A 22,412-nucleotide genomic window follows, 5' to 3' on the forward strand; every position below is an offset into this window, starting at 1 on the left:
GCTACCCTTCGTTCGTGGTCTGTTCGGTCGAGGTACGGTCACCGTTAGCGGCACCGTCCAGGTGAGCGGCAAGGTGGTCACTCAAATCGGTGGTTTCAACAAAGTCACCGGCAGAAAGCCAGGTCGGTGCCTGCTCTTCCTCAGTGCCGAAGGTGTACTCAGCGAAAGCAACCTGGTCGCCCAGAATGCCCAGCTTCGCGCCGTTCGAGGATTTGAAGAGCACAATGTCGCCGGGGCGAACCTCGGCGCGCAGAATCTGCTCTGCCTCTTCCGGGGTCTTCACCCAGGTCGCCTCATTACCCCAGGAGCCTTCCAGGTGAGCCGCGTTGTAGGTCGGCTTCGTCTCATCACCCACAGCAATCAGCTTGGAAATGTTCATACGCACCACGAGGCGGCCGATGCGGTCGTGCTCCTCCACGGAGGCGTCACCGAGCTCCAGCATGGCGCCCAGAACAGCCCAGGTGCGGTGCGGCTGACCGGTCGCCGGGTCAACGGTGCGGCCCAGCTGCGCCAGAGTGCGCAGTGCCGCAGCCATCGACTCGGGGTTCGCGTTGTAGGCGTCGTTAATGACGGTCACGCCGTCGGCACGGTCGGTGCGGGCCATACGCCACTTCGAAGCTGCCGCCGCCTTGTTGAGGGCGCGAGCAATCTTCTCACCCGAAATACCGCTGTTGTAGGCGATCGTCGCCGCAGCCAGCAGGTTGTGCACGTGGTGCTCACCGATCAGCTGCGAGGAAATCTCGTACTCGCTACCGTCGGGCAGGCGCAGAGTGAATTCGGGGCAGCCGGCGTCGGTGGTGCGCAGGTTCAGCGCCGCCACGTAGCGTTCGTAGGGCTGGCCGTTCGCGTCGGTCTTCTCACCCACGCCAAAGTAGGTAATGGGTGCAACCGAACGCGACGCCATACGCAGTACGCGCTCATCGTCAGCGTTCAGCGCCAGGGAACCGGTCGGCTGAACGCCCTCAGCCAGCTCGCCCTTGGTGCGCTCAATATTGTCCACGCCGCCGAACTCGCCAGCGTGCGCGGTACCAACCTTCAGAATCGCACCGTGGTCGGGGTGCGCAATATTCGCCAGGTACTCGATGTTGCCCACACGGTCCGCACCCATCTCAATGACCAGGTAGCGGGTGGACTCATCCGCGCGGAAAACGGTCAGGGGCACGCCCACTTCACTGTTGTAGGAGCCGACCGGGGCAACGGTCGGGCCCTCCGGGGTGAAAATGGCGGCAAGAAGGTCCTTGGCGGTGGTCTTACCGGCAGAACCGGTAATACCGATAACGGTCAGCTCGCCCTGAGTGCGCATCTGCTCAATGGAGTAGCGCGCCAAATCGCCCATCGCCAGCACCACATCGGGCACCTGGATGCTCGGGTAGGGCACGCCCTGCTCGTCGAGTACTTCACGCTCGACCAGCGCCAGGGTCGCACCCTTCTCAAACGCCATGGGGATGAACCTGTGGCCGTCAGTGACCGCGCCGGGCTTCGCCACGAACAGGGTACCGGTCTGCACCTCACGGGAGTCGGTGGTGGCGAAGTCTGCGTACACCTGCTCCTCACGGCCCTCCAGGCCGATAGCGGTGCCGCCGGTTGCCTCAATAATCTGGGCGGCGCTGAGCTTAATCATTCTTCACCATACCTTCAGCGGTCTTAGAGTCACTTTCATCGAGCATGCGCTGGTAGTCAGGCAGGATCTCGAAACCGTGCGCACGCAGGGCACGGGCGGTTTCAACGCGGTCGTCCAGGGCGATATCCACGCCGTCAACATCCTGTTCGGTTTCGTGGCCGCGGCCAGCAATCAGGATGGCGTCATGCTCGCCCGCCAGGGCAATTGCCGCATCAATAGCGGCGGCACGCGGAGAAATATTCAGGATCTGGGTGGCTCGGCGGTTCTCAGCCTTCTGCGCGCCCTCCTCAACGGCGGCACGAATCGGCTCGGGCGCCTCACCGTGCGGATCGTCATCAGTCACAACCACAATATCTGCGTACTGTGCCGCAATCGCACCCATAATCGGGCGCTTGAGCTGGTCACGCTCACCGGTCGCGCCGAAAACAATCATGACCTTGCCGTCGCCGGGGCGGTCCATCGCCTCCAGGGCACGGGTCAGGCCGTCAGGGTTGTGGGCAAAGTCCACAATCGCGTGCGGAGCCAAAGAAATCAGCTGCATACGGCCCGGCACCACCGGAGTCAGAGCCGAACCGGACGCCAGCTCGGGCAGCAGGCGCTCACGCTCAGCAGAGTCAGTGTCCAGGTACGCCATGAGCGCCGCCAGCGCGGCATTCGAAACGTTAAAATCAGCGGGCAGACCGGTGTAACATTCAATGCTCTCACCGGCACCATTAGCCACGTGGAAGCGGTGGCCCAGGCCCTCACGCTGAACCTTCACCACAGCCCAATCGCGGGCACCAAACTCTGCGGGCACCTCAGCCAGGCCGGTACCTCGAGCAGTTACCAGACGGTGAACCTGCTGCGCACCCATCTGCTCGCAAGCGGTGGAGAACATCTTCTCGCCCCACTCGTCATCAGCAGTAATCACCGCCAGCTCGGCGCGCTCGGGAGTGAACAGCTGAGCCTTCGAGTCGAAATAATGCTCCATGGTGCCGTGCAGATCCAGGTGATCCTGAGTCAGGTTCGTAAAGCCAGCAACCGCATACTTCACGCCGTCCACACGGTGGTAATCAATCGCGTGCGAGGACACCTCCATCGCCGCGCAACGCACCTGATGCTGACCCATAATCGTCAGCAGAGAATGCACGTGAGGAGACTCCGGGGTGGTCATCTTCGAAGGAACCGACACACCATCAATCAGAATCTGAATAGTGCCAATCAGACCCGTCTTCACACCCAGGCCGGTGCGGAACACCGACTCCAACATGTAGGTGGAGGTGGTCTTACCGTTCGTACCGGTCACCGCGTAACGGTGAGTAGCGGGGAACGAAGCCGAACCATAAATCAGCGCAGCCAACGGACCAACGTACTCGCGCAGGTTCTCAGTCACCAGGACAGGCACCGGCGCCTCACCCAGCAGCTGCGCACCGGCAGCATCCGTCAAAATAGCGGAAGCACCCAGATTCAACGCGGCCTCAGCAAACTGCGCACCGTGCACCTTCGCACCGGGCAGAGCCACGTACAGGTCCTGCGGGCGAACACCTCGGGAGTCCATGCTAATACCGGTAACCTCAACGGAATCACCGGATTCAGAACCCTGAACGCCACTAGCCAGCTGGGAACTCACCTGAGCACCCAATCCCTGCAGATGTTCGCGAAGGTGCGCCAAACTCACCGGGCGCACAGCATTCGGGCGCAGAGTCTGAGCGTCGCCGCCCAGCAGGTTCTGGCCGGGTGCGTGAGATGCGGTATCCATCGTCCTTCTTTCCTCTCCGCTGTCCGAAGCGGTGAGCTCTGTATGGTCAATGCGCTCAAGGCACACAGGGTCATTCAATATTCTACGGGCTTTAGGCTTCGACAGGTGTTCAGTCCCGGGGCTTCTTCATCACGAATCAGCTACCGGGAACCTCTCCCCCGCTCGCCTTTAGCTCGTCTTATTGGGGCTATCCTCAGCAAAAAGCGGAATCAACTCCGGTTCACCGGTAGAACGCGGCACATTATAGGTGTGCAGGGTCTTCTCCATAATCTTGGAGAACTCAGCCGTCGTACCGTTCGCACCCACGCTACCCTCAGGACGCTGCATGGTCACCGCCACCAAGAACTGCGGGTTCTCAATCGGCGCCACACCAATAAAGGAGGTCGTGTTGCCGTCGTAGCCGCCCTTCTCACTCGGAGTTTCCGCAGTACCGGTCTTACCGCCCACGCGGTAGCCGGTCACCTTCGCCGGACGGGCGTGGCCTTGCTCCACCACATTCTCCATGAGAGTCAGGCAGGAAGCGGCAGTCTCCTCGCTGACCATGCGTTCGCCAGGCTCTACGGCACGCTTATGTTCGGTACCGTCGGCGTCAATGATCGCGTCCACAATGCGCGGCTTCAGACGAACGCCCTTATTGCCCAGCGCCTGGAAAATCATGGCGGTCTGCAGCGGAGTCTGCGCAACACCCTGACCGAACAGCACAGTGTACTGCTGACGGCCATCCCAATCACGCCAATCAGCGATTATACCCTGCTCCTCACCGGTCAGCTCAATGCCGGTAAACTCGCCGACGCCGTACTTCTTCAACCAGTTGTAGCGCTCTTCCTTGCTGAGCTTCTGACCGACCAGCACCGTACCGGTGTTCATCGAGTCATGAATAATGCCCGAGAAAGTACGCCGCTGCGCCCCGTGCTCAAACGCATCCTTGAAAGTCTGGCCGTCAATCGTGAGGGTCGCGGGCACATCATACACACTAGTCGGAGTCGTCAGGCCCTGCTCAATCAACGCAGAAGAAGTCAGCATCTTCTCGGTCGAACCGGGCTCCACGTTCTGCGAAATAGCGCGCGGAGTCATATCCGCCGCATCCTCAATGGTTGCCGCACCCGGGTCCATCGTAGAGGAATCAGCGAGAGCCAAAATGGAGCCGTCACGCACATCCATAACAATGGCGGTACACCATTCAGCCTTCAGCTCCTCAGCGCGAGCACGTACCACCTGCTGCGCAAAATACTGCACATCACGGTTAATGGTCAGACGAATATTCTTACCGTCCACCGCCAGGCGCTGCTCTTCCTTCGCCACGGGGATACGCACACCATCAGCACTAATCTCGTAGGTACGCTCACCGGGAGTACCGGCAAGCTCCTTTTCGAAGACACGCTCAATGCCCACCGAGAAGTTACGGGAAACCGTACCGCCCTTACCGTTGCCGTCAGCCTCTTCAACAATGTTGTACTTGCCGACCACAGAGCCGCCCACACTGCCATTGGGGTACAGGCGCTGGGAGAACGCCTCACCGTAGATGAAGGGCGCACCCAGGGCATCAATCTTATTGAAAATTTCCGGGGTGATATTCGCCTTAATCACCGAGTACTTGGAGGTGCCATCCAGCTTGGACTTGATGAACTCGTCGGTAATGCCCGGGTCAACGGTCTTGAGAATATCGACCATCTCGTACACCAGCTGGTTGGGGGTCACCTCAATCTTCTGGGTGCGGTCCTCGTTGTAACGCTTGAAGGTCGCCACGGCGCTCTGATCTGCGGTCAGGTTATAACGCTGCACAGTACGCGCCATAACGTTGCCGTTGATATCGAGAATCTGACCGCGCACAGCCGGAAGCACCTGCGAGCGCAGACGCTTCTGACGGGACGCATTCGCCACCGCACCGGGATCAAAGCCCTGGCGGATAAACAGGTTCGCACCGATGACGCCCAGAGCGCAGGTGGCAGCGGCGCCTGAGACAAAGCCACGGCGGGTCAGATCCGGCTGACCGGATGCCGATTCGTTCGCGTTCTTACGCGCGTCGGAGCTCATGCGGTGGTCCTTTCGCTGGTCTAGTCTATCGGTGATGCTACGCATCCTGTGGTCAATGGTGTTTATCGTGCAGCCTGGCTTGCTGCGGGCTGCTGAGCGGCGCTCGGTGCGGCGGAAGCGGCGGGGCTAGCTGAGGGGCTCGGTGCGGGCTGCGCTGGGTTAGCCTGCTGTGCCGGGTTAGCCTGCTGAGTAGGGCTTGCCGAGGCGCTTGCAGATGCCTTAGCCGCAGCACTCGCCTGGCCGTGTCGCTGCTGGACGGACTTGTCAGCTTCCACAATGCCCTTGGCGTAGCTTTCGTTCGAGCCGGCCGCCGGAGGCGCAATCAGGTTCTCCTGCTTAGACCCTTCAGCACCGGTCGGGCTTGCAACCGGGGTGGGGGTGCCCTCAATCGTGGAGGACTGCAGGTTCAGGGTCGCCTGCGAAGAGCTCACAAACATGCCCAGGGTACTTGCTCGAATCGCCAAATCCTGCGGGGCTTCCTTGAAGCCAATCTCCTGCTGCAGCGCCTGGTTTTCTTGCACAAGCTGCTGCTCCTGCGCACGCAAATCCACCATGTCGTACTGGCGGCTCACAATCAGCACGTTGAGCAGCAGAATAAAGATCAGGGTCAGCGGGATTGCCGCGAAGACAGCGAGCATCGTGGGCGGGCTGAGCTTACGTGCTCGGCGGCGCACAGTGGACAGCGGGTTACGCTGCTTAGGCTTCTCTTCTCGGGTCTCTTCGGTGCGTGCTGCTGCACGGACGCTCGAGGGAACACGGCTTGCGTTCGTTGAGGTGCGCTTACCGCCGTGCGATGCGGCGGTGCTGGCGGGGCGGACCACCGGCTGGGAGGCGGTGACCGGCTCCAGACGCGCGGCGCGGGTACGGCCGGAGTGGGCTCGGGTGGAGGCGCGGCTCACCCCGGTAGCGCCGCCGGTAGAGCCAGTAGAGGATGCGCGGGTAGAGCCAACGGCGCCGGGGGTGCCGGCGGCAGGGCGCGAGGAACCGGCGCGTCGACTCCGCGGGGCGCCCTGGGTGCGGGTGGGGCGCTGGGATGCGTGCTGGGTGCTCACTCTTCTTCGCTTTCTGTCTTCTACTTGGCGGGGATGCGGATCTTCTCGGCGGCGCGCAGCTTGGCGCTGGCGGCGCGGGAGTTCTGTTCGATTTCCTCGTCGGTAGGCGGTTCGGCGCCGCGGGTAATGATTTTGACGGTGGGCTTGTGTTCTTCAAGCTCTACCGGGAAGCCCTTGGGCGCCTTGGAGGTTGCCTCTGCGGTCAGTGCCCTCTTGACGATTTTGTCTTCGAGGCTGTGGTAGCTCATGGCGACGAATCGGCCGCCGAGGTTGAGCGCCTCCAGGGCTGCCGGCACGGCGCGTTCGAGGGCTTCAAGCTCGTGGTTCACCTCGATACGCAACGCCTGGAAGGTACGCTTGGCGGGGTGGCCGCCGGTGCGCTGCGCGGCGACGGGCACCGCCTTCTGGATAATGCGCACGAGCTCACCGGTGGTTTCCAGGGGCGCGTTGGCGCGGGCGGTGCAGATGGCGCGGGCGATACGCGATGCGAACTTCTCTTCGCCCCAGTTGCGGATAATGCGGCGCAGCTGGTCTTCACTGTATTCGTTGACGACAATGCGGGCGGTGAGCTCATCTTCGGAGTTCATGCGCATGTCCAGGGGCGCGTCGTAGGAGTAGGCGAAGCCGCGGGTGCGTTCGTCCAGCTGCATGGAGGAGACGCCCAGGTCCATCAGGATGCCGTCGATGCCCTGCACGCCGGCGGTTTCCATGGCGCGGTCAATTTCATCGTAGACGGCGTGGACGGGCACGAAACGCTCACCGAAGCGTGCCAGACGCTCACCGGCGATGGCGTGCGCCTGCAGGTCGCGGTCAATACCGATCAAAACAAGGTTTTCGAAGCGTTCGAGCAGCGCCTCGGAGTGGCCACCCATGCCGAGGGTACCATCAATAACGTAGGCGGTGCCGCGTTCCTCAACGGCACGCTCAATACCGGGCGCCAGCAGGTTAATGCAACGGTCCAGCATGACGGGCACGTGGCGTTCGCTGGCTTCACGCTGGGAGAGGTTCTCAATGGATGCGCCGGTCACCTTAGCGGCAGCGCCGGAGGCGGTCGTACCGGTTTCGGGGGCGTGTTCTACGCTCATGGGTGCTCCTGTGAGAGTTTGTCCTGCGGGAAGGCTTACGGAAGAGTGGTGCGGGTGCTAGAGATGCCGGGGCGGTAGCCGTCGCGTCGGCGGGATGCCGGTTAGAGCAGCGGGCTGAACGGGTCCTCGTCGAGGGCAGCGAATTCAGCTTCGGTGCGGGCGAGGTATTCTTCCCAGGCTGCGGCATCCCAGATTTCTGCGCGGGTTCCGGATCCGATGACGACGAGGTTGTCGGTCAGCCCCGCGTATTGGCGCAGTATCGGCGGGATGGTGATGCGTCCCTGCTTGTCGGGCAGTTCGTCGGAGGCTCCTGAGAGGAAAACTCGCAGGAAGTCTCGGGCGGCTCGTCCCGGCAGGGGTGCGGTGCGCATCTGTTCGTGGATGCGTTCAAATTCTGCGGCGGGGAAAACGTACAGGCATCGTTCTTGACCGCGGGTCAGAACGAGGCCTGCTGAGAGTTCCTCACGGAATTTGGCGGGAAGGATGATGCGTCCTTTGGCGTCCATTCGTGGTGAGTAGGTACCAAGGAACATTCACTTCACCTCCCCGATGTGTGCCGTTGCGCTAAAGCCTGCGGGAGCGGGGTTGCTCCACAATCCTTGGAGGTGCCGGTGGCGGGGTGTGCCGGGCCGGCGCCTCCGCCGCGTGTTTGAGGGCACGGCGATAGGACTGACTTTCAGCTTTCCTCTCCACTTTACCCCACTTTCCACCACCTACCCCACCCGGCAGAGTATCTTTTAGTGTTTTTATGCTCTCTTCTGCATTTTTAACGCTGACGCACAGCTTCTACACAGCTTCGGGCGTGCGTACTCAGCGCTCCACCCTCATCATGCTTGCCATGTCCAGGCTCAAGGGCGGGGCTAGTTTCAGGGGGGTTAGTTTCGGGGTTTGGCGTGCTCCGCCCACCAGCCCCTCATACTTCCATCTCTCACCAGTTCGGGCATAGAAAAAGCGGAGGTAAGAGAATTCTTACCTCCGCTTAATCAGTCTTGAGTCAGTCTTGAGTTTTGAGATTTTCGCGTCGGGGGTCAGCCCTATGAGCTGGGCCGCGAAGCTTCTGCACCCTGAATACTTTAGAACTGAACGCTTTAGAGCTGACCGTTATTACGCTCATCCCAACGGTCCTCCAGGCGGTTCATGAAGGAAGAGCGTTCCTTCTGCTCACGCTGACGCACACGGGCTGCGCCTTCCGCCTTACCACCGAGGAAGGAATCTACCGGGGTCTTCTTGCTGGTGGTTGCGAAGTACACGCCACCGGCCGCGAAGAGGAAGCCGAATACACCCAGCCAAATCATGTTAGATGCGACCGCACCAATAATGATGCCCAGGCCAATGAGAACGAAGAGAATACCGAGAGCCAAGTGGCGAGCGCTAAAGACCGGCGCGGTATTGCCGGTTGAAGACATGGAGGAGGCAAAGTGCGGATCCTCATTGCTCATGAGTTCTTCGAGCTGGTCCAGAACCTTCTGTTCACGCTCGGACAGTGCCATCGTTTTCTCCTTTGAGGTGTCTTTGCTCAAGATGACGTCGGTATCAACCGGGTTAGGACCGGGTTAGCTAGTGTATCAGCTAGCGCGGTGAGCGCTTCTTGCCGGCCGTATGCTTCCCATCGTACCGCGCCGGGTGGGGTTGGCGCATTCTTTTTCGGTCAGAAGCTCTTTATGTCTTTCTTCCGCCTTCTGCGAAGGTGTTCCTCGCCCGCACTTTACGAGTAACCGGCTGCGATATAGCCGCTGACCATGCTATGGCCCAGGCTGTATCGACTCCCCAGTTGTTGCCCCTCAGCTATTCCTTATTGTGGCTCTTTTCTTCGATATTCTTCTCTTCGATATTCTTCTCAGGCGCGGTGACTCCGGAGGCTGGTTTGAGGCTTTCCTGCGAGTACTTGCGGTGAATGGCGTCCATGACGTGCTCCACCTCGGACCATCTGCCGCTTTTCACGAGGCGAGCACCAGACCCCAGGCTATTGCCCGCTCCCCCGCCGCCTCGTTGCACAGAGACAGTTTGTGCAGAGGCGGTTTGTGCAGAGGCGGTTTGTGCGGAGCGTGAGCTTGCCCCACTCTCGATGGAATCGAAGAGGGTTTGTTGCACCCCGTCTTCTGCGCGGGCGAGCTTTTCGGCGCGCACTCCGATAAGTCGCAGGGCGCGGGGCGCATCCTGCCCTACCAAGATTCCATCTGCGCGCAGTGCTTCCAACGCCAAGGAGGCAATCTGCATGCCGGAGTCCACGGGTACGTTCAGGGCAATAGCGCGGGTATGCGTTTCGAAGGTGCTGTAGCGGATTTTGAGACTGAGCCCGCCGGCGAGTTTCCCTGCGGTGCGCAGGCGCTTTCCCAGCTTGAGACTCAGCTCCCGAATAGCAGCACTAATCTCCCGGGCATCGGTCGTATCCGTCTCGAAGGTGTGCTCGCCACCCATGCTTTTCTCTTCGCGTTCGGTGATCACGGGGCGCTCGTCAATGCCGCGCGCCATGGCCCAGAGGTGCTCGCCCTGGGCGGTGCCGAAGCGTTCTTTGAACCAGTCCAGGCTCATGGACCTCATCTGGGCGATGGTGTGAATACCGTATCGGGAGAGCTGCTCGGTGCTTTTCGCGCCCACTCCCCACAGGTCGGAAACTTTTCTCGGGTCAAGAAATTCTTGAACGCGCTCGGGCGGGATGACCCACAGCCCGTTCGGTTTACTACCGGTGGAGGCCATTTTGGCGAGCAGTTTATTGGGCGCAACCCCCGCGGAGGAAGGCAGGGAGAGTTCCTGGGCGATGCGGTCGCGAGCGCACTGCGCCAGGGCGACGGGGTCTTGACCGTGTAGGTAGGCGCCGGTTAGGTCCACGAAGGCTTCATCCACGCTGACCTGCTCAACGTAGGGGCTCAGATCGTTCAGGATTGCCATGACGGCGCGGGAGTAGTGCCGGTAGTCGCCGCGCAGCGGCAGGACGGTGGCGTTGGGGCTGAGGTTCCGGGCGCGGCTGAGCGGCATGCCGGAGCGCACTCCGTGGGCGCGTGCCTCGTAGGAGGCGGAGCAGACGACCGAACGGGGCCCCAGGGGTGCCACGATGATGGGTTCGCCGCGCAGGGCGGGGTTTTCGAGGAGTTCGACGTTGACGAAGAAGGCATCCATGTCCAGGTGCATAATGACGCGGCCATTCCTTGCACCACTGTTCCTCGCACCGCTATTCTTGCCGGTTCGCGTCTGCCCCATGTCGCCTCCTCTCATAGCTTCTACGCCCACCTACCGAAAATATAGCACATTTCTACGAAAAATAGAGGCAATATATCGTAAACGTGTTCGTAAATGCGTTCTCTTGGGCTTTTCTCCACTAAGCTAGAAGAAGTGCACACCGCACCCCATCAGGACCGTACACAGCGACCTTCAGCGAGGATAGTATGACTCCCCCTTCTCCTTCCGGAGCACCCACTCCCCAGGCGACCGAGAGCCTCACCGTAGCGGCGCCGAATATCCCGGCGGCTTCTGCGCACCTTGCTGAGCGTATTGCTGAAGAGCAGCGAGCCTACCTGCACGCTTTTGACACTCTCATGGCTGAGTTTTTTACCCGCCAGCGCGAGCTGCTCGAGGGCATTTCTGCCGAAACTCTACCCCTGCTGGAGGCTATTGAGTCCCTCTCCACCGGCGGCAAGCGCCTGCGTGCCCTGCTGAGCTACTGGGGTTGGCGAGGTGCGGGCGGCGCACCCGTAACCGAGGACCGCGCATCCTGGTCTATTGTGAAGGCAGGCATGGCGGTGGAGCTGTTCCAGACCTCCGCGCTGATTCACGACGACATTATCGACCGCTCCGATACCCGCCGCGGCGCACCCTCCGTGCACAAGCGTTTCGAGGCGGCGCACGAGCAGAATAGCTGGCGCGGTGATGCTTTCAACTACGGTCTGACCGGCGGTATTCTTGCCGGTGATCTGACCCTGGCGTGGTCTGCGGAGGTTTTCGCGTCCCTGGGTGAGGGAGCGATTTATGGCGCCCCCGCGCGCACTATTTTTGACCGGATGCGCACCGAGGTTCTGGCGGGTCAGTACCTGGACGTCTACTCCGAGGTTCTCGAAACCGAGGACGCTCAGGCGGCTCTGCAGCGTGCCCTGAACGTGATTCGTTTCAAGTCCGCCAAGTACTCGTGCGAGCACCCCTTCACGATTGGTGGCGCTCTGGCTCTGCAGGCTACCGCGCTGGAGAACGGCGCCGGTGCCGTGAGCGAGCAGCACCCGGTACTTGTCGGTTACCGCGCGTTCGGTCTGCCGCTGGGTGAGGGCTTCCAGCTGCGTGATGACGAGCTGGGCGTCTTCGGTCAGCCCGAGGTGACCGGTAAGCCCGCCGGCGATGATCTGCGTGAGGGTAAGCGTACCGTCTTGGTGGCGCTCACCTCCGCCGCCCTCGACGAAAAGGATGCGACGCTTCTGCACAATAGTTTGGGCAACCCCGAGCTGAGCGATGAGCAGGTGGAGCGTATCCGCGAGCTGATGGTTTCTTCGGGGGCTTTTGCCAAGCATGAGCAGCTGATTGAGCAGAAGTCTCAGGCTGTGTTTGAGGCGCTGGAGGCGATGAACCTGGACGAGCTGGCGCACGCGGCGCTGACCGATATTGTGGGCCGTGCGCTACGCCGTAAGGCATAGAAGGTCACTACAGTTATAGACGTTAAATAGTTGAGGCGGCATACCGGAGTATGCCGCCTCAACGTATTTAGCTATAGTGCCGGACCGCTATTACCAAGCTGGTATCACCAAGTAGGTACTACCAAGCCAGTGCCTGCGCACGGCGACGGATTTCAGTCTTACGACCGTCGATCAGTGCGTCGATGGGACGGCCGGGCAGGGACTCGTCGTTGGTGTACAGCCACACGATGGCTTCTTCATCGCTGAAGCCGGAATCCTTCAGGACCACGAGGGTGCCCTTGAGAGATTCGAGAACTCGCGAACCGTTCAGGAACAGTGCGGGTACCTTGCGCACGTTGGTTTCCGGGTCGCGCAGCGCGATGAGCGTACCGTCAGAAATCAGGTTGTGTACGCGGGTCACCTTCAGGTCGAGGGCCTGCGCAATTTCGGGGATAGTTACCCAATCGCCGACGAGGGCGAAGGTCTGAGCAATATTTTCGTTAGTCACCTTTTAAGAGTGCCAGAGCTGGCACGTATTTACCACTTTTGACCCGCCGCGCTTTCGGTGCCCCTCCCGGTTTCTTTCGTTATAGTGTGCTGCCGCGGTTCGTGAGGCGGAGTCGGGTCCGTGAGGTGGGGCCGGGTCCGCCGGCTTTTTGTAAGAGTTCGCTGAGTGTTCACCTGCCAGGCCCCCTGTGGCATCGCGTCTCTCCAGGTGGGCGGGCTAAAATGTTGAGACGTATGAATACTCCCAGCCCACGCCGGATTTCTCCCGTGAACCCTCGTTCTTCTTCTAATACTTCTGTTCCTCCCGCCACTCGTCCCGCTGCCCCCGATACCTCTATCGGTTCTTCGCAGTGGCTCAGTGGCGCCATTATTGAGGGTCACTACCAGGTGGGTTCGCTCATTGGCCGCGGCGGCATGAGCGAGGTCTATTATGCGCTGGACCTGTGGTCGAATAACCCGGTCGCACTCAAGGTTCTCTCCCCTGCTCTGGCCGAGGATGCGGCAAACCGCCAGAAGTTCCACCGTGAAGAGCGTTCGATGCGCCAGGTGGGTGGCGGCGGACATACGGTGGGCGTGATCTCTTCGGGTACCGAATATTTTTCGGGTCAGATGGTCATGTACATCGTCTTGGAGTATGTGCACGGCTGCACCCTGAGTCAGCTGTTGCGTGTGCGTAATGCCCTGTCCCTGGGTGAGGCTCTGGATATCCTCATTCCGGTGGTGGAGGCGCTCTCGGAGGTGCACGCGAACCGCTACCTGCACGGCGATATTAAGCCGGGCAATATTCTGCTGGACGCTAACGGCCAGGTGAAGCTCACGGACTTCGGTCTTTCCCGCCGTGATGATCAGGTGGATGCGGGCGCCCCCATGGGTACCCCCGCTTACGTTGCACCGGAGGTCCTGGACCCGAAGGTGAAGGTCGGAGCTCAGGCTGATATTTTTGCGCTCGGTGTGATGATGTACCGCATGCTTTCAGGTCGTCTGCCCTTTGTGGGTCTGGAGAATGACCAGCAGGTGCTCTACCACAACGCCAACATTGAGATGCCCGCGCTGACCGATGTGGCGCCGGGTGCAGACCGCGACATTGCGGGGCTGATTTCGTGGTGTACCCGCAAGCAGCCTCACGCCCGCCCGGAGGATGCGACCGAGCTGTTTACGGCTCTGCTGGAGATTTCTGAGTCGTTGGGTGAGTCTGAGCGTGCTTGGCGTGCCCCCTCGTGCCCGGAGCCGGAGCTTCCTCTATGGGAGGCTGTTGCCGATATTGCGGAGCGTAGCGGTGCCGCGCAGATGGTGCGTAACACCCCGATTAGCGCGTTTAGCGATGCCCGCGATCTACTCGCCTACGATGTCTACTCCCCCGACAGCCTCGTGTACGATGCCTCGACGGCGGGTCAGGGCGTGCACCTTGCCGACGTGGACGCTGAGGACTCCGTGCTGAACCGCCAGGGCATTCCGCCGCTGGTGAGTTCCGCCTCCGATGATGACGACTCTGACGCTGACCAGGAGCAAGACGGCGTAACGGGTAAACCCGGTAAGCGAGGCCTGGGCTCGTTCATGGGCCGCCGCGCATCCGCTGCGAAGAGCCCGCTGACTCAGTCCGTTGGCATTGGCCCGCAGACGGAGCAGGAGTTCATCTCGGCTCACGGTGAGTACGCCCCGATCCATGCCGAGCGTTCGTTGAGCCCCTCGGGTTCGCGCCGTTCGAAGGCTAAGGGGGCGGCGAGCACTTCTGAGGCTTCAACGGCTGAGGAGACCGCTTCTTCTCAGGATTCCGAGCAGTCTTCGCAGAAGGATCCTCGCCTACCCGCCAAGCAGTTTAGGACTCCGCCTTCCGGTATGGCGGTGGGCGGTTGGGCTCTGGTGCTGATTCTGCTGGGTATGGGTTCGAGCTTTACCGGTTGGTGGCTTGCGACCTCGCTGGTGCAGTCGCAGTGGTGGCGCAATATTGAGGCGTTCCTGACCTTCTAGCGCCCTGATCGTCTAGCGCCTGTAGTGCCGCTCTTCTGCCGCGCCATTCTTTTGCCGAGTGCAGGTTAAACGCAAATGCCCGGGTCTTCATCCTTGTCAGGTGAAGACCCGGGCATTGTCGTGTCTACTACTCCCTACCGCCTATCGCGGCGAACAGCGTAAGCGTTTTATGCGCGGTTCTTGAGGTACTCGGAGACCAGGAACGCGATTTCCAGGGACTGCGAGTGGTTCAGACGCGGGTCGCACAGGGACTCGTAGCGGTCAGCCAGTGCTGCCTCGTCGATGGCGTCGGAGCCGCCCAGGCATTCGGTCACGTCGTCGCCGGTCATTTCTACGTGGATACCGCCGGGGAACGAGCCCAGCGCCTCGTGCACCTCGAAGAAGCCGCGAACCTCGTCGAGCACGTCGTCGAAGCGGCGGGTCTTGTAGCCGGAGGGCACAGAGATGGTGTTGCCGTGCATCGGGTCGGTAACCCAGACGACCTTCGCGCCTTCAGCCTGCACGCCCTCAACGATCGCGGGCAGCTTCTCGCGGATGTTCTTCGCACCCATGCGGGTGATGAAGGTCAGGCGGCCGGGCTCGCGGTTCGGGTCGAGCTTGTCGATCAGTGCGAGTGCGTCCTCTGCGGTGGTGCTGGGGCCCAGCTTCACGCCGATGGGGTTGCGGACCTTGGAGAGGAAGTCGACGTGTGCATCGTCGACGCCGCGGGTGCGCTCGCCAATCCACAGGAAGTGTGCGGAGGTGTCGTAGGGCAGCTGGGTGCGCGAGTCGATGCGGGTGAGGGCACGCTCGTAGTCCAGCACGAGCGCCTCGTGGCCGACGTACAGGTCGGTGGTCTTGAGCGCTTCGAAGTTAACGCCGCAGGCTTCCATGAACTTGAGGGCGCGGCCGATTTCGCTGGCGGTCTCCTCGTAGCGCTCGTGCGCGGGGTTGGAGGTGAAGCCGCGGTTCCACTGGTGCACGGCGCGCAGGTCTGCGAAGCCGCCCTTGGTGAAGGCGCGCACCAGGTTCAGGGTGGAGGCGCTGGTGTGGTAGCCGCGCAGCATGCGCTTGGGGTCGTGTACGCGGGCTTCGGGGGTGAAGTCAAAACCATTGACGGTTTCACCGCGGAAGGAGGGCAGGGTGACGTCGCCGCGGGTTTCCATGTCTGCGGAACGGGGCTTGGAGAACTGACCCGCCATGCGGCCCATCTTCACCACGGGCATGGAGGCGCCGTAGGTGAGCACTGCAGACATCTGCAGGATGGTCTTGACGCGGCCGGAGATCTTGTCGGCGGTTGCGCCCGCGAAGGTTTCTGCGCAGTCGCCGCCCTGCAGGAGGAATGCGCGACCTTCAGCAACCTCACCGAGTGCCTGGCGCATAGCGTCGACCTCACCGGCGAAGACGAGCGGCGGTACCGAGTTCAGCTCGGCGATGGTGCTCTCAAAATCTTCGTGCTCGCTCCAGGTGGGCTGCTGGTCAATGTGCAGCTGGCGCCAGGTGTCCAGGCCGTGGTCGGGGGCCTGCGAGGTGCTGAGGTTTTGATTGCTCATCTTCACTCCATCGGGATGGTCTTGTGCGTTTTCTGATTCAGCCCCGTTTCGGGTGCTCGGCGCACCGTGTATGGCGTGCCAGCTTACGATTTTTCAGGCTGAATAGACCTAATTGTACTCTTGCTTGCTTCAACACCTAACCCCGAGGTCAGGTACATCTCACATGTTTAGATAGCGTCCCGGTGTCGGTGATAGATGTCGGCGATCAGCGGGTTGATGGGCAGCGGGATAAAAGGAACGGTTGCAGAACGGCAGACGAAAGGGCGGGAGGCGGTATGTACGCATCCCGCCCTCTGGCGTATGTGGGCACCCGGGGAGCTGTCCCAGGGAGCTGGAGCTGTCTCAGGGTGCTGTCTCAATGTTTAGTGCTGCAGGTGTACGACTGCTTCGTCAGCACTCATGTTCTTATCAGCCATGAGCTTCTTAACGCGGTCGGCGTACACGTCCACGTATTCCTGGCCGCTCAGGGCACGGATCTCGGAGCCAATACGGTCGGCGATTTCACGCTGAACGCGATGGCTCATGTCTGAGCCGTCGGTGTATTCCTCGAAGGTGAGGGGCTTGCCGATGATGGTGCGCACCCGAATGGGCTTGCCGTCGTGGCGCAGGCGAATACGGTTCGAGCCGGAGGGCTGAATCAGGTCGGTACCAATCTGGCCGACGGGCACTACGGGCACGCCTGCTTCAACTGCGAGGCGGGCGACGCCGACCTTGGGGCGGTAGCCTCGTCCGTCGGGGCTACGGGTGCCTTCGGGGTAGATGCCGATGACGCCGCCGTCCTTGAGGACCTGCGCGCCGGCGTTGAGGGATTCCTGGCTCTTCTGGCCGCCGGAGCGGTCCATGGGAAGCTGGCCGACTCCGCGGAAAAATGCCGCCATGGCGCGGCCCTTCACGCCGGGGGTGGTGAAGTAGTCGCTCTTGGCGAGGAAGTTTACGGTGCGAGGCATGGCGAGAGGAATAAAAATGGAGTCGCAGAATGCCAGGTGGTTGCTGGCGACAATGTAGGGACCCTCGGGCAGATTTTCGAGGCCCACCACGTCATGGTGGTACAGTCCCCGCAGCAGGGGGGAGCCAAAAATCTTGAGCGTTGAATAGAGGGCGGTGTTAGGCATGGGGTCTCCTCTCTGAATGTTCCCGGCTCAATTCTAGCGTGTCTGGAGAGGCGCGAGAGAACGCGCGATAATTAAAGAAAGAGAACGATTTTTCTGCGCACCGGTGTATCGGTGCGCTGGGGGCGATATACCAGCACCGGTGCTGTATCCGCGGTAGCCGGTCAGGATACGCTATAGAGCCTCACCTGCACTCATATTCGTGCAGGTTGGCGAAGGAGGACCATGAGCATTTTCGATAACTCGCTGGAACCGCTCAAGCGGATGCGCCGCAAGGCTCGCGAGCGCCGGCTTCTTGCGACCCAAAATGTTAAGGATTCCCTGGCGCGTCGTCTCGGGGAAGAGCAGGATGCGTTCGATCACTCCCCCGTGTCTTTTACCCCTGATTCGGCGCAGCATCCCGTGGGTATTTTGCTGGTGCATGGTTTTACGGGTTCGCCGCACAGTATGCGCCCGGTAGCGCAGCGTTTTATGGAGCTCGGCTATGCGGTGGAGATGCCCGTGCTGACTGGTCACGCGACCCGTTGGCAGGATTTGCGTGATAGCACGTACCAGCAGTGGCTGGCTTCTGCCGAGCAGGGGTACCGTCGTCTGACCGATCAGGGTCTGCAGGTGGTGGTCATTGGCATGTCCATGGGTGGCACGGTGGCGACTCATCTGTCGGCTCGTCTGCCGGTGGTGGGCACGGTGCTGATTAACCCCTATATGGTGGATGTGAACCCGATGATGCGTCACGCCGGTAGGGTCTCGAAGGTTCTGCCGGTGCTCAAGGCGATTGGTTCCGATATTGCGGTTCCGGGTGTGAATGAGGGCGCTTATTCGCTGGTTCCGACGGCGGCGGTGCATCAGTTGCATCTTTTGGGTGCTGAGACTCGTGCCCTGATTCCGCAGTTGAAGTCGCCGGTCCTGTATTTGCGTTCACTGGGCGATCATACTGTGTCGGATAGCTCCCACAAATATTTTCTCGAACATTGTTCAGTTCCTGTAGAATTTAGGTGGCTGACCCGCAGCTACCATGTGGCAACCCTGGACTATGACGCAGAGTATCTGCTCTCCACCATCCAAGATTTTGTCGCATCCCTAAACCACTAATTCTGCGGCTCCGCTCGCTGCAACTGGCGCAAGCATCACCCGCCGTGGCGAGTAGAACAGCAGATAGATATTACGGCTCCTCGGGCCATCGAGGGCACCCCGCGGCACCGGATCCGCCACGGGCTCACGCCCTGATTTGAAAGGCGCATTATGAAAGTCTTCTCCACTCCCGCTGAGGTTATTGTCGACCCCTCGCTGAACCTGACAAGCATTGTTGAGCGCCACCGTGCCGATAGCTCCAATCCGGTGCTGTACCGTCGTCAGATGTCTCCGGGTAACTGGCAGCCGGTTCGCGCCCAGCAGTTCCACCAGATGGTGACCGACCTGGCTAAGGGCATGATTGCCGCTGGCATCCGCCCGGGTGACCGTGTGGGTATTATGAGCCGCACCCGTTTTGAGTGGACTGTCATTGACTTCGCGATTTGGTATGCCGGCGCTGTCTCCGTGCCGGTGTATGAGACGAACGCTGCCGCACAGGCGGCATGGGCGCTGTCCCATTCTGAGGCAGTCGCTATTTTCGTCGAGGATGAGAAGCTCCTGAATCGTGTGGCTGAGGCGGAAGAATACGCCGCTTCTACTTCTGAGCCGTGCCAGCTCAAGCACCGCTGGGTCATTGAGAACGGCGACCTTGATACCCTCAGCGCTCGCGCGTCCGAGGTGAGCGCTGAGCAGCTGGAGCAGGTACGTTCCGCTGCAGGCTGTGATGACATCGCGACCATTGTGTACACCTCCGGCACGACCGGTCGCCCCAAGGGTTGCGCACTGACTCACGGTCACTTCCTGAACCTGAGCGCGAACACCAAGTTTGCAGAGTCTGAGATTGCGAACTCCCGCAACTCCTCCATTCTTTTCTTGCCGCTTGCGCACGTTCTGGCGCGCCTGATTCAGGTGCTGGCGCTGGACGCCGGCCTGGTCATCGGCCACTCCCCCAATATCAAGAACCTGGCTGCTGACTTGGATAGCTTCAAGCCGACCATGCTGCTGGTGGTGCCCCGCGTCTTTGAGAAGGTGTACGAAGGCGCCATGGCGAAAGCAGCTAAGGGCGGTAAGTTCAATAAGTCGCTCTTTGAGCGTTCCACCGACATTGCAGTGCGCTGGTCGCAGGCGAAGGTTGAGGGCCGTGTCCCGCTGAAGCTGGCAGCGCAGTACGCTCTGTACGACAAGCTGGTCTACTCGAAGCTGCGTGCGGCTCTGGGCGGCGAGCTGCGTTACGCGGTTTCCGGCGGCGGCCCCCTCGGCGAGCGCCTGGCGCACTTCTTCCACGCGGTAGGTGTGCAGGTGGTTGAGGGTTACGGTCTGACCGAGACCTGCGCCCCGATTGCTGCTGGCCGCATCAACCCGTACCAGATTGGCATGATTGGCCCGCTCATCCCCGGTTCCGAAGGCTATATCGCTGAGGACGGCGAGCTTCTGGTTCGTGGCGTGGGAGTGATTAGCAGCTACTACAAGAACCCCGAAGAGGACGCTCAGGCGTTCACCGAGGACGGCTGGTTCCGCACCGGTGACCTGGCTCGTTTCGATGAGCGCGGCTACCTGAAGATTGTGGGCCGCAAGAAGGAAATCATTGTCACTGCCGGCGGTAAGAACGTGATTCCGGGTATTGCGGAGACTCATCTGCGTACCTCTCCCCTGGTTTCTCAGGCGATGCTGATTGGCGATGAGAAGCCGTTCATTGCGGCTCTGGTGACTCTGGATCCGGATACCCTGCCCGAGCAGTTGGAGCACCTGGGTCTGCCGCGTTCGCTCTCCATCCCGGAGGCTGCTGTTCACCCGGCGGTTCGTGCCGCGATTCAGAAGCTCGTGGACGAGGCGAACCAGCTGGTTTCCCGCGCCGAGGGTATTCGCGAGTTCCGTATTATGAACCGCGACCTGACCGAGGCGGACGGCTATCTGACTCCTTCGCAGAAGCTACGCCGTGCGAAGATTTTGCAGGACTTCTCCTCCTACGTGGATGAGATGTACGGCAAGGTTTCCGATAGCACCTCGGATTCTTTGGCTCGTCTGCAGGAGTACGCGGCGGAGCAGTCTGAGAAGTTCGCTGAACTGCGTGAGCAGGCTGCTGAGCGTCTGCACGAGTACGCGGATCATCAGGCGGAGCGTCTTGCCGAGCTGCGTGAGCAGGCGGCTGAGAAGTTTGAGGAGCTGCGTGAGCAGACCGCCGAGATGATGCAGAAGCCTCATGAAGAGAAGGATAAGGACTCTTCCGCCGAGGATTCTTCCACTGAGGACTCTTCCGCAGCGGCTCCCGCTGAGAAGCCCGTTGAGAAGACCGCTCAGACTGAGAACAAGACCGCGCAGCGGAGCCCTCAGAGGTCTGAGGGCGACAAGGCATAACCGGCTCTGGCCACCGTCAACGAGAGGCCATATACAAGAGGAGGGGGTCGTACCGCTTAGGTACGACCCCCTCCTCTCATATATTGGCTCGTGTATGTTGACCGCCCATAACCTTCGGCTTCCGCGCGTTATCTAGCCGGCGTTAGTTGGTGAGCGTTAGTTGGCGGGCTCGTCGAATTCCAGGCCGAGCAGCGCGTTCTCAACGATTTCGGTCAGTGCCGGGTGAATCCAGTACTGGCCGCGTGCGAGGGTGCGCGCATCCATGCCGAAGCTCATTGCCTGCAGCAGCGGCTGGATGAGCACGGAGGACTCTTCACCGACCAGGTGCGCGCCGAGCAGCTCGCCGTTGTCCTTGCGGGCAATCAGCTTGCACAGGCCGACCTTGTCTTCCATTGCCCAGCCGTAGGCGGTGTCACCAAAGTTCTGTGCCTTGACGGTAATCTCAAAGCCTTCACGTTCAGCTGCCTGGCGCGCCTGCTCTTCGGTCATGCCGACCACGGCGATCTGCGGGTTGCTGAAGACCGCAGCCGGTACGTAGCGGTGGTCGCTGGCATGCAGGTCCTCGGGGTGGCTGAGGTTGTGCTGCACAACGCGTGCCTCGTGGTTTGCCACGTGCTTGAGCTGGTAGCGGCTGGACACGTCGCCGAGGGCGTAGACGCCGGGTACGGGTGCGCCGTTGTAGAGCACGCGCTGGTACTTATCGACGCTGAGCTGACCGCCGTCCTGCACGTCGAAGTAGTTCTTCGCGTTGAGGGTGTCGGTGTTGGGGCGGCGGCCGGTTGCCACGAGCACAGCGTCTGCCGGGATTTCGAGCAGTTCTTCACCGTTCTCGGTAGTGTGCTTAGCTACGACGGTTACGCTACCGTCGGCGTTCTCACGGATTTCGGAGAGGGACGCATCCTTGACGATGTTCCACTGCTTGCTTGCGGCTTCTTCAAAACGTGCCACCACCTCTTCGTCCACGCCGCGCAGCAGGCGGGAGGAGCGGTTCAGCTGGGTTACTTCGGTGCCGAATGCGGAGAAAACGTGGGAGAATTCTGCCGCAATCACGCCGCCGCCGATGACGACCATACGGGCGGGCAGCTCGTCCATGCGCATAACGTTGTCGTTGGTGTAGACCTTGGAAGAGTCGATACCGGGCACGGGAGGCAGCACGGCGCGCGAACCTGCCGCAACGACAATCTGGCGGCCCTGCAGGCGGGTGCCGTCGGTCAGTTCGACGGTGTGGGAGCCGACGAAACGCGCGTACTGGTCGTAGAAATCGACGTTGGGCAGACCGGCACGCCAGTTGCGGCCGCCTTCAACAATCGGGTCAATGCGGGAGGCAAAGATGCGGTCACGAATCTGCGCCCAGTGCACGGCATCTACGTGTGCATCGACGCCCAGGTGCTTGACCTCGCGGGTCTTCTGCGCGATGGTCGCCGGGTAGACGTACATCTTGGTGGGGATGCATCCGACGTTCAGGCAGGTGCCGCCGAAGATACCGCCGTCGATGAGGGCGACCTTCTTGTCGTCCCATTCGGGGCCGATGAGGGTGTTTCCGGATCCGGAGCCGATGACGATGAGGTCGTACTGTGCTACGCCGTCAATGCGTTCTACGTTCTCGATGCTCATATGGTCCTCTCGTTGATGGTGTTGAGGCTGGGCTCATTCCCAGCGTGCCCCTCGATGACGGGCTTATTCCTGTTACTGCCACTATAACGTGTACGGGCGGCACGCTATTCCCGCTATCTCATCTCTTTACC

General features: G+C 61.0%; 16 protein-coding genes. 4 read left to right on the forward strand and 12 right to left on the reverse strand.

The annotated features are described in order from the left end of the window. Position 1 precedes the first annotated feature (1 nt). The 8 genes from RM6536_RS00945 to dinB all read right to left on the reverse strand — a co-directional run bounded on the left by RM6536_RS00945 (position 2) and on the right by dinB (position 10,728). Positions 2 to 1,621, reverse strand: coding sequence for a UDP-N-acetylmuramoyl-tripeptide--D-alanyl-D-alanine ligase (locus tag RM6536_RS00945; RefSeq protein WP_060823673.1), 1,620 nt, complete (start codon positions 1,619 to 1,621; stop codon positions 2 to 4). Continuing rightward, positions 1,614 to 3,359: a Mur ligase family protein gene (locus RM6536_RS00950; RefSeq protein ID WP_060823674.1), complete on the reverse strand. Its 1,746-nt coding sequence runs from the start codon at positions 3,357 to 3,359 to the stop codon at positions 1,614 to 1,616. The genes RM6536_RS00945 and RM6536_RS00950 overlap by 8 nt, the downstream gene beginning before the upstream one ends. A 168-nt stretch (positions 3,360 to 3,527) precedes the next feature. Further along, entirely contained in the window at positions 3,528 to 5,393 is a 1,866-nt protein-coding gene (locus RM6536_RS00955; RefSeq protein WP_060823675.1) for a peptidoglycan D,D-transpeptidase FtsI family protein, read from the reverse strand. A 62-nt stretch (positions 5,394 to 5,455) separates the two neighbouring features. Beyond that, positions 5,456 to 6,445 carry an amino acid ABC transporter ATPase gene (locus tag RM6536_RS00960; protein WP_060823676.1) on the reverse strand — a complete coding sequence of 330 codons (990 nt, stop codon included), beginning with the start codon at positions 6,443 to 6,445 and terminating at the stop codon, positions 5,456 to 5,458. A gap of 20 nt (positions 6,446 to 6,465) precedes the next feature. Continuing rightward, the gene (gene rsmH, locus RM6536_RS00965) at positions 6,466 to 7,530 is read right to left on the reverse strand and encodes a 16S rRNA (cytosine(1402)-N(4))-methyltransferase RsmH (protein WP_060823677.1); all 1,065 of its coding nucleotides are present in this window, start codon (positions 7,528 to 7,530) and stop codon (positions 6,466 to 6,468) included. Between the two features lie 101 nt (positions 7,531 to 7,631). Further along, positions 7,632 to 8,063 carry a division/cell wall cluster transcriptional repressor MraZ gene (mraZ, locus tag RM6536_RS00970; protein WP_060823678.1) on the reverse strand — a complete coding sequence of 144 codons (432 nt, stop codon included), beginning with the start codon at positions 8,061 to 8,063 and terminating at the stop codon, positions 7,632 to 7,634. Positions 8,064 to 8,618: 555 nt separating this feature from the next. Continuing rightward, positions 8,619 to 9,020 carry a DUF3040 domain-containing protein gene (locus RM6536_RS00975; protein ID WP_049337555.1) on the reverse strand — a complete coding sequence of 134 codons (402 nt, stop codon included), beginning with the start codon at positions 9,018 to 9,020 and terminating at the stop codon, positions 8,619 to 8,621. A gap of 295 nt (positions 9,021 to 9,315) precedes the next feature. After that, positions 9,316 to 10,728 carry a DNA polymerase IV gene (dinB, locus tag RM6536_RS00980; RefSeq protein ID WP_060823679.1) on the reverse strand — a complete coding sequence of 471 codons (1,413 nt, stop codon included), beginning with the start codon at positions 10,726 to 10,728 and terminating at the stop codon, positions 9,316 to 9,318. A gap of 185 nt (positions 10,729 to 10,913) precedes the next feature. Here dinB and RM6536_RS00985 point away from each other — a divergent pair, with 185 nt between their 5' ends. Next, positions 10,914 to 12,146 carry a polyprenyl synthetase family protein gene (locus RM6536_RS00985; protein ID WP_060823680.1) on the forward strand — a complete coding sequence of 411 codons (1,233 nt, stop codon included), beginning with the start codon at positions 10,914 to 10,916 and terminating at the stop codon, positions 12,144 to 12,146. 118 nt (positions 12,147 to 12,264) lie between these two features. On the opposite strand, the gene RM6536_RS00990 is transcribed toward RM6536_RS00985, so the two are convergent. Then, a complete protein-coding gene (locus RM6536_RS00990; RefSeq protein ID WP_060823681.1) occupies positions 12,265 to 12,633 on the reverse strand; it encodes an Rv2175c family DNA-binding protein in 369 nt (122 codons plus the stop codon). Positions 12,634 to 12,899: 266 nt separating this feature from the next. Between RM6536_RS00990 and RM6536_RS00995 the strand changes: the two genes are divergently transcribed. Continuing rightward, positions 12,900 to 14,600: a serine/threonine protein kinase gene (locus tag RM6536_RS00995; protein ID WP_231917975.1), complete on the forward strand. Its 1,701-nt coding sequence runs from the start codon at positions 12,900 to 12,902 to the stop codon at positions 14,598 to 14,600. Positions 14,601 to 14,767: 167 nt separating this feature from the next. Here the strand turns inward: RM6536_RS00995 and RM6536_RS01000 are convergent, their stop codons facing one another. Together RM6536_RS01000 and RM6536_RS01005 are read right to left on the reverse strand one after the other, a co-directional pair. Continuing rightward, positions 14,768 to 16,132, reverse strand: coding sequence for a class II 3-deoxy-7-phosphoheptulonate synthase (locus RM6536_RS01000; RefSeq protein ID WP_060823683.1), 1,365 nt, complete (start codon positions 16,130 to 16,132; stop codon positions 14,768 to 14,770). Between the two features lie 362 nt (positions 16,133 to 16,494). Then, positions 16,495 to 17,244 (reverse strand): lysophospholipid acyltransferase family protein, encoded by a 750-nt coding sequence (locus tag RM6536_RS01005; protein ID WP_060823684.1) that lies wholly within the window; start codon positions 17,242 to 17,244, stop codon positions 16,495 to 16,497. Positions 17,245 to 17,466: 222 nt separating this feature from the next. Here RM6536_RS01005 and RM6536_RS01010 point away from each other — a divergent pair, with 222 nt between their 5' ends. Both RM6536_RS01010 and RM6536_RS01015 read left to right on the forward strand, forming a co-directional pair. Continuing rightward, positions 17,467 to 18,333: an alpha/beta hydrolase gene (locus RM6536_RS01010; protein ID WP_060823685.1), complete on the forward strand. Its 867-nt coding sequence runs from the start codon at positions 17,467 to 17,469 to the stop codon at positions 18,331 to 18,333. 150 nt (positions 18,334 to 18,483) lie between these two features. After that, a complete protein-coding gene (locus tag RM6536_RS01015; protein WP_060823686.1) occupies positions 18,484 to 20,667 on the forward strand; it encodes an AMP-dependent synthetase/ligase in 2,184 nt (727 codons plus the stop codon). A 156-nt stretch (positions 20,668 to 20,823) separates the two neighbouring features. Here the strand turns inward: RM6536_RS01015 and RM6536_RS01020 are convergent, their stop codons facing one another. Then, positions 20,824 to 22,281 (reverse strand): mycothione reductase, encoded by a 1,458-nt coding sequence (locus RM6536_RS01020; protein WP_060823687.1) that lies wholly within the window; start codon positions 22,279 to 22,281, stop codon positions 20,824 to 20,826. Positions 22,282 to 22,412: the final 131 nt, after the last annotated feature.

The sequence above is a fragment of the Rothia mucilaginosa genome (assembly GCF_001548235.1).
Lineage (GTDB): Bacteria > Actinomycetota > Actinomycetes > Actinomycetales > Micrococcaceae > Rothia > Rothia mucilaginosa_B.

Coding starts and splice junctions, on each gene's coding strand:
- RM6536_RS01015 (WP_060823686.1), top strand. CDS start 18,484: ATGAAAGTCTTCTCCACTCCCGCTGAGGTTATTGTCGACCCCTCGCTG.
- RM6536_RS01005 (WP_060823684.1), bottom strand. CDS start 17,244: ATGCCTAACACCGCCCTCTATTCAACGCTCAAGATTTTTGGCTCCCCC.
- RM6536_RS00955 (WP_060823675.1), bottom strand. CDS start 5,393: ATGAGCTCCGACGCGCGTAAGAACGCGAACGAATCGGCATCCGGTCAG.
- RM6536_RS01020 (WP_060823687.1), bottom strand. CDS start 22,281: ATGAGCATCGAGAACGTAGAACGCATTGACGGCGTAGCACAGTACGAC.
- RM6536_RS00985 (WP_060823680.1), top strand. CDS start 10,914: ATGACTCCCCCTTCTCCTTCCGGAGCACCCACTCCCCAGGCGACCGAG.
- dinB (WP_060823679.1), bottom strand. CDS start 10,728: ATGGGGCAGACGCGAACCGGCAAGAATAGCGGTGCGAGGAACAGTGGT.
- RM6536_RS00945 (WP_060823673.1), bottom strand. CDS start 1,621: ATGATTAAGCTCAGCGCCGCCCAGATTATTGAGGCAACCGGCGGCACC.
- mraZ (WP_060823678.1), bottom strand. CDS start 8,063: ATGTTCCTTGGTACCTACTCACCACGAATGGACGCCAAAGGACGCATC.
- RM6536_RS01010 (WP_060823685.1), top strand. CDS start 17,467: ATGAGCATTTTCGATAACTCGCTGGAACCGCTCAAGCGGATGCGCCGC.
- RM6536_RS00975 (WP_049337555.1), bottom strand. CDS start 9,020: ATGGCACTGTCCGAGCGTGAACAGAAGGTTCTGGACCAGCTCGAAGAA.
- RM6536_RS01000 (WP_060823683.1), bottom strand. CDS start 16,132: ATGAGCAATCAAAACCTCAGCACCTCGCAGGCCCCCGACCACGGCCTG.
- RM6536_RS00950 (WP_060823674.1), bottom strand. CDS start 3,359: ATGGATACCGCATCTCACGCACCCGGCCAGAACCTGCTGGGCGGCGAC.
- rsmH (WP_060823677.1), bottom strand. CDS start 7,530: ATGAGCGTAGAACACGCCCCCGAAACCGGTACGACCGCCTCCGGCGCT.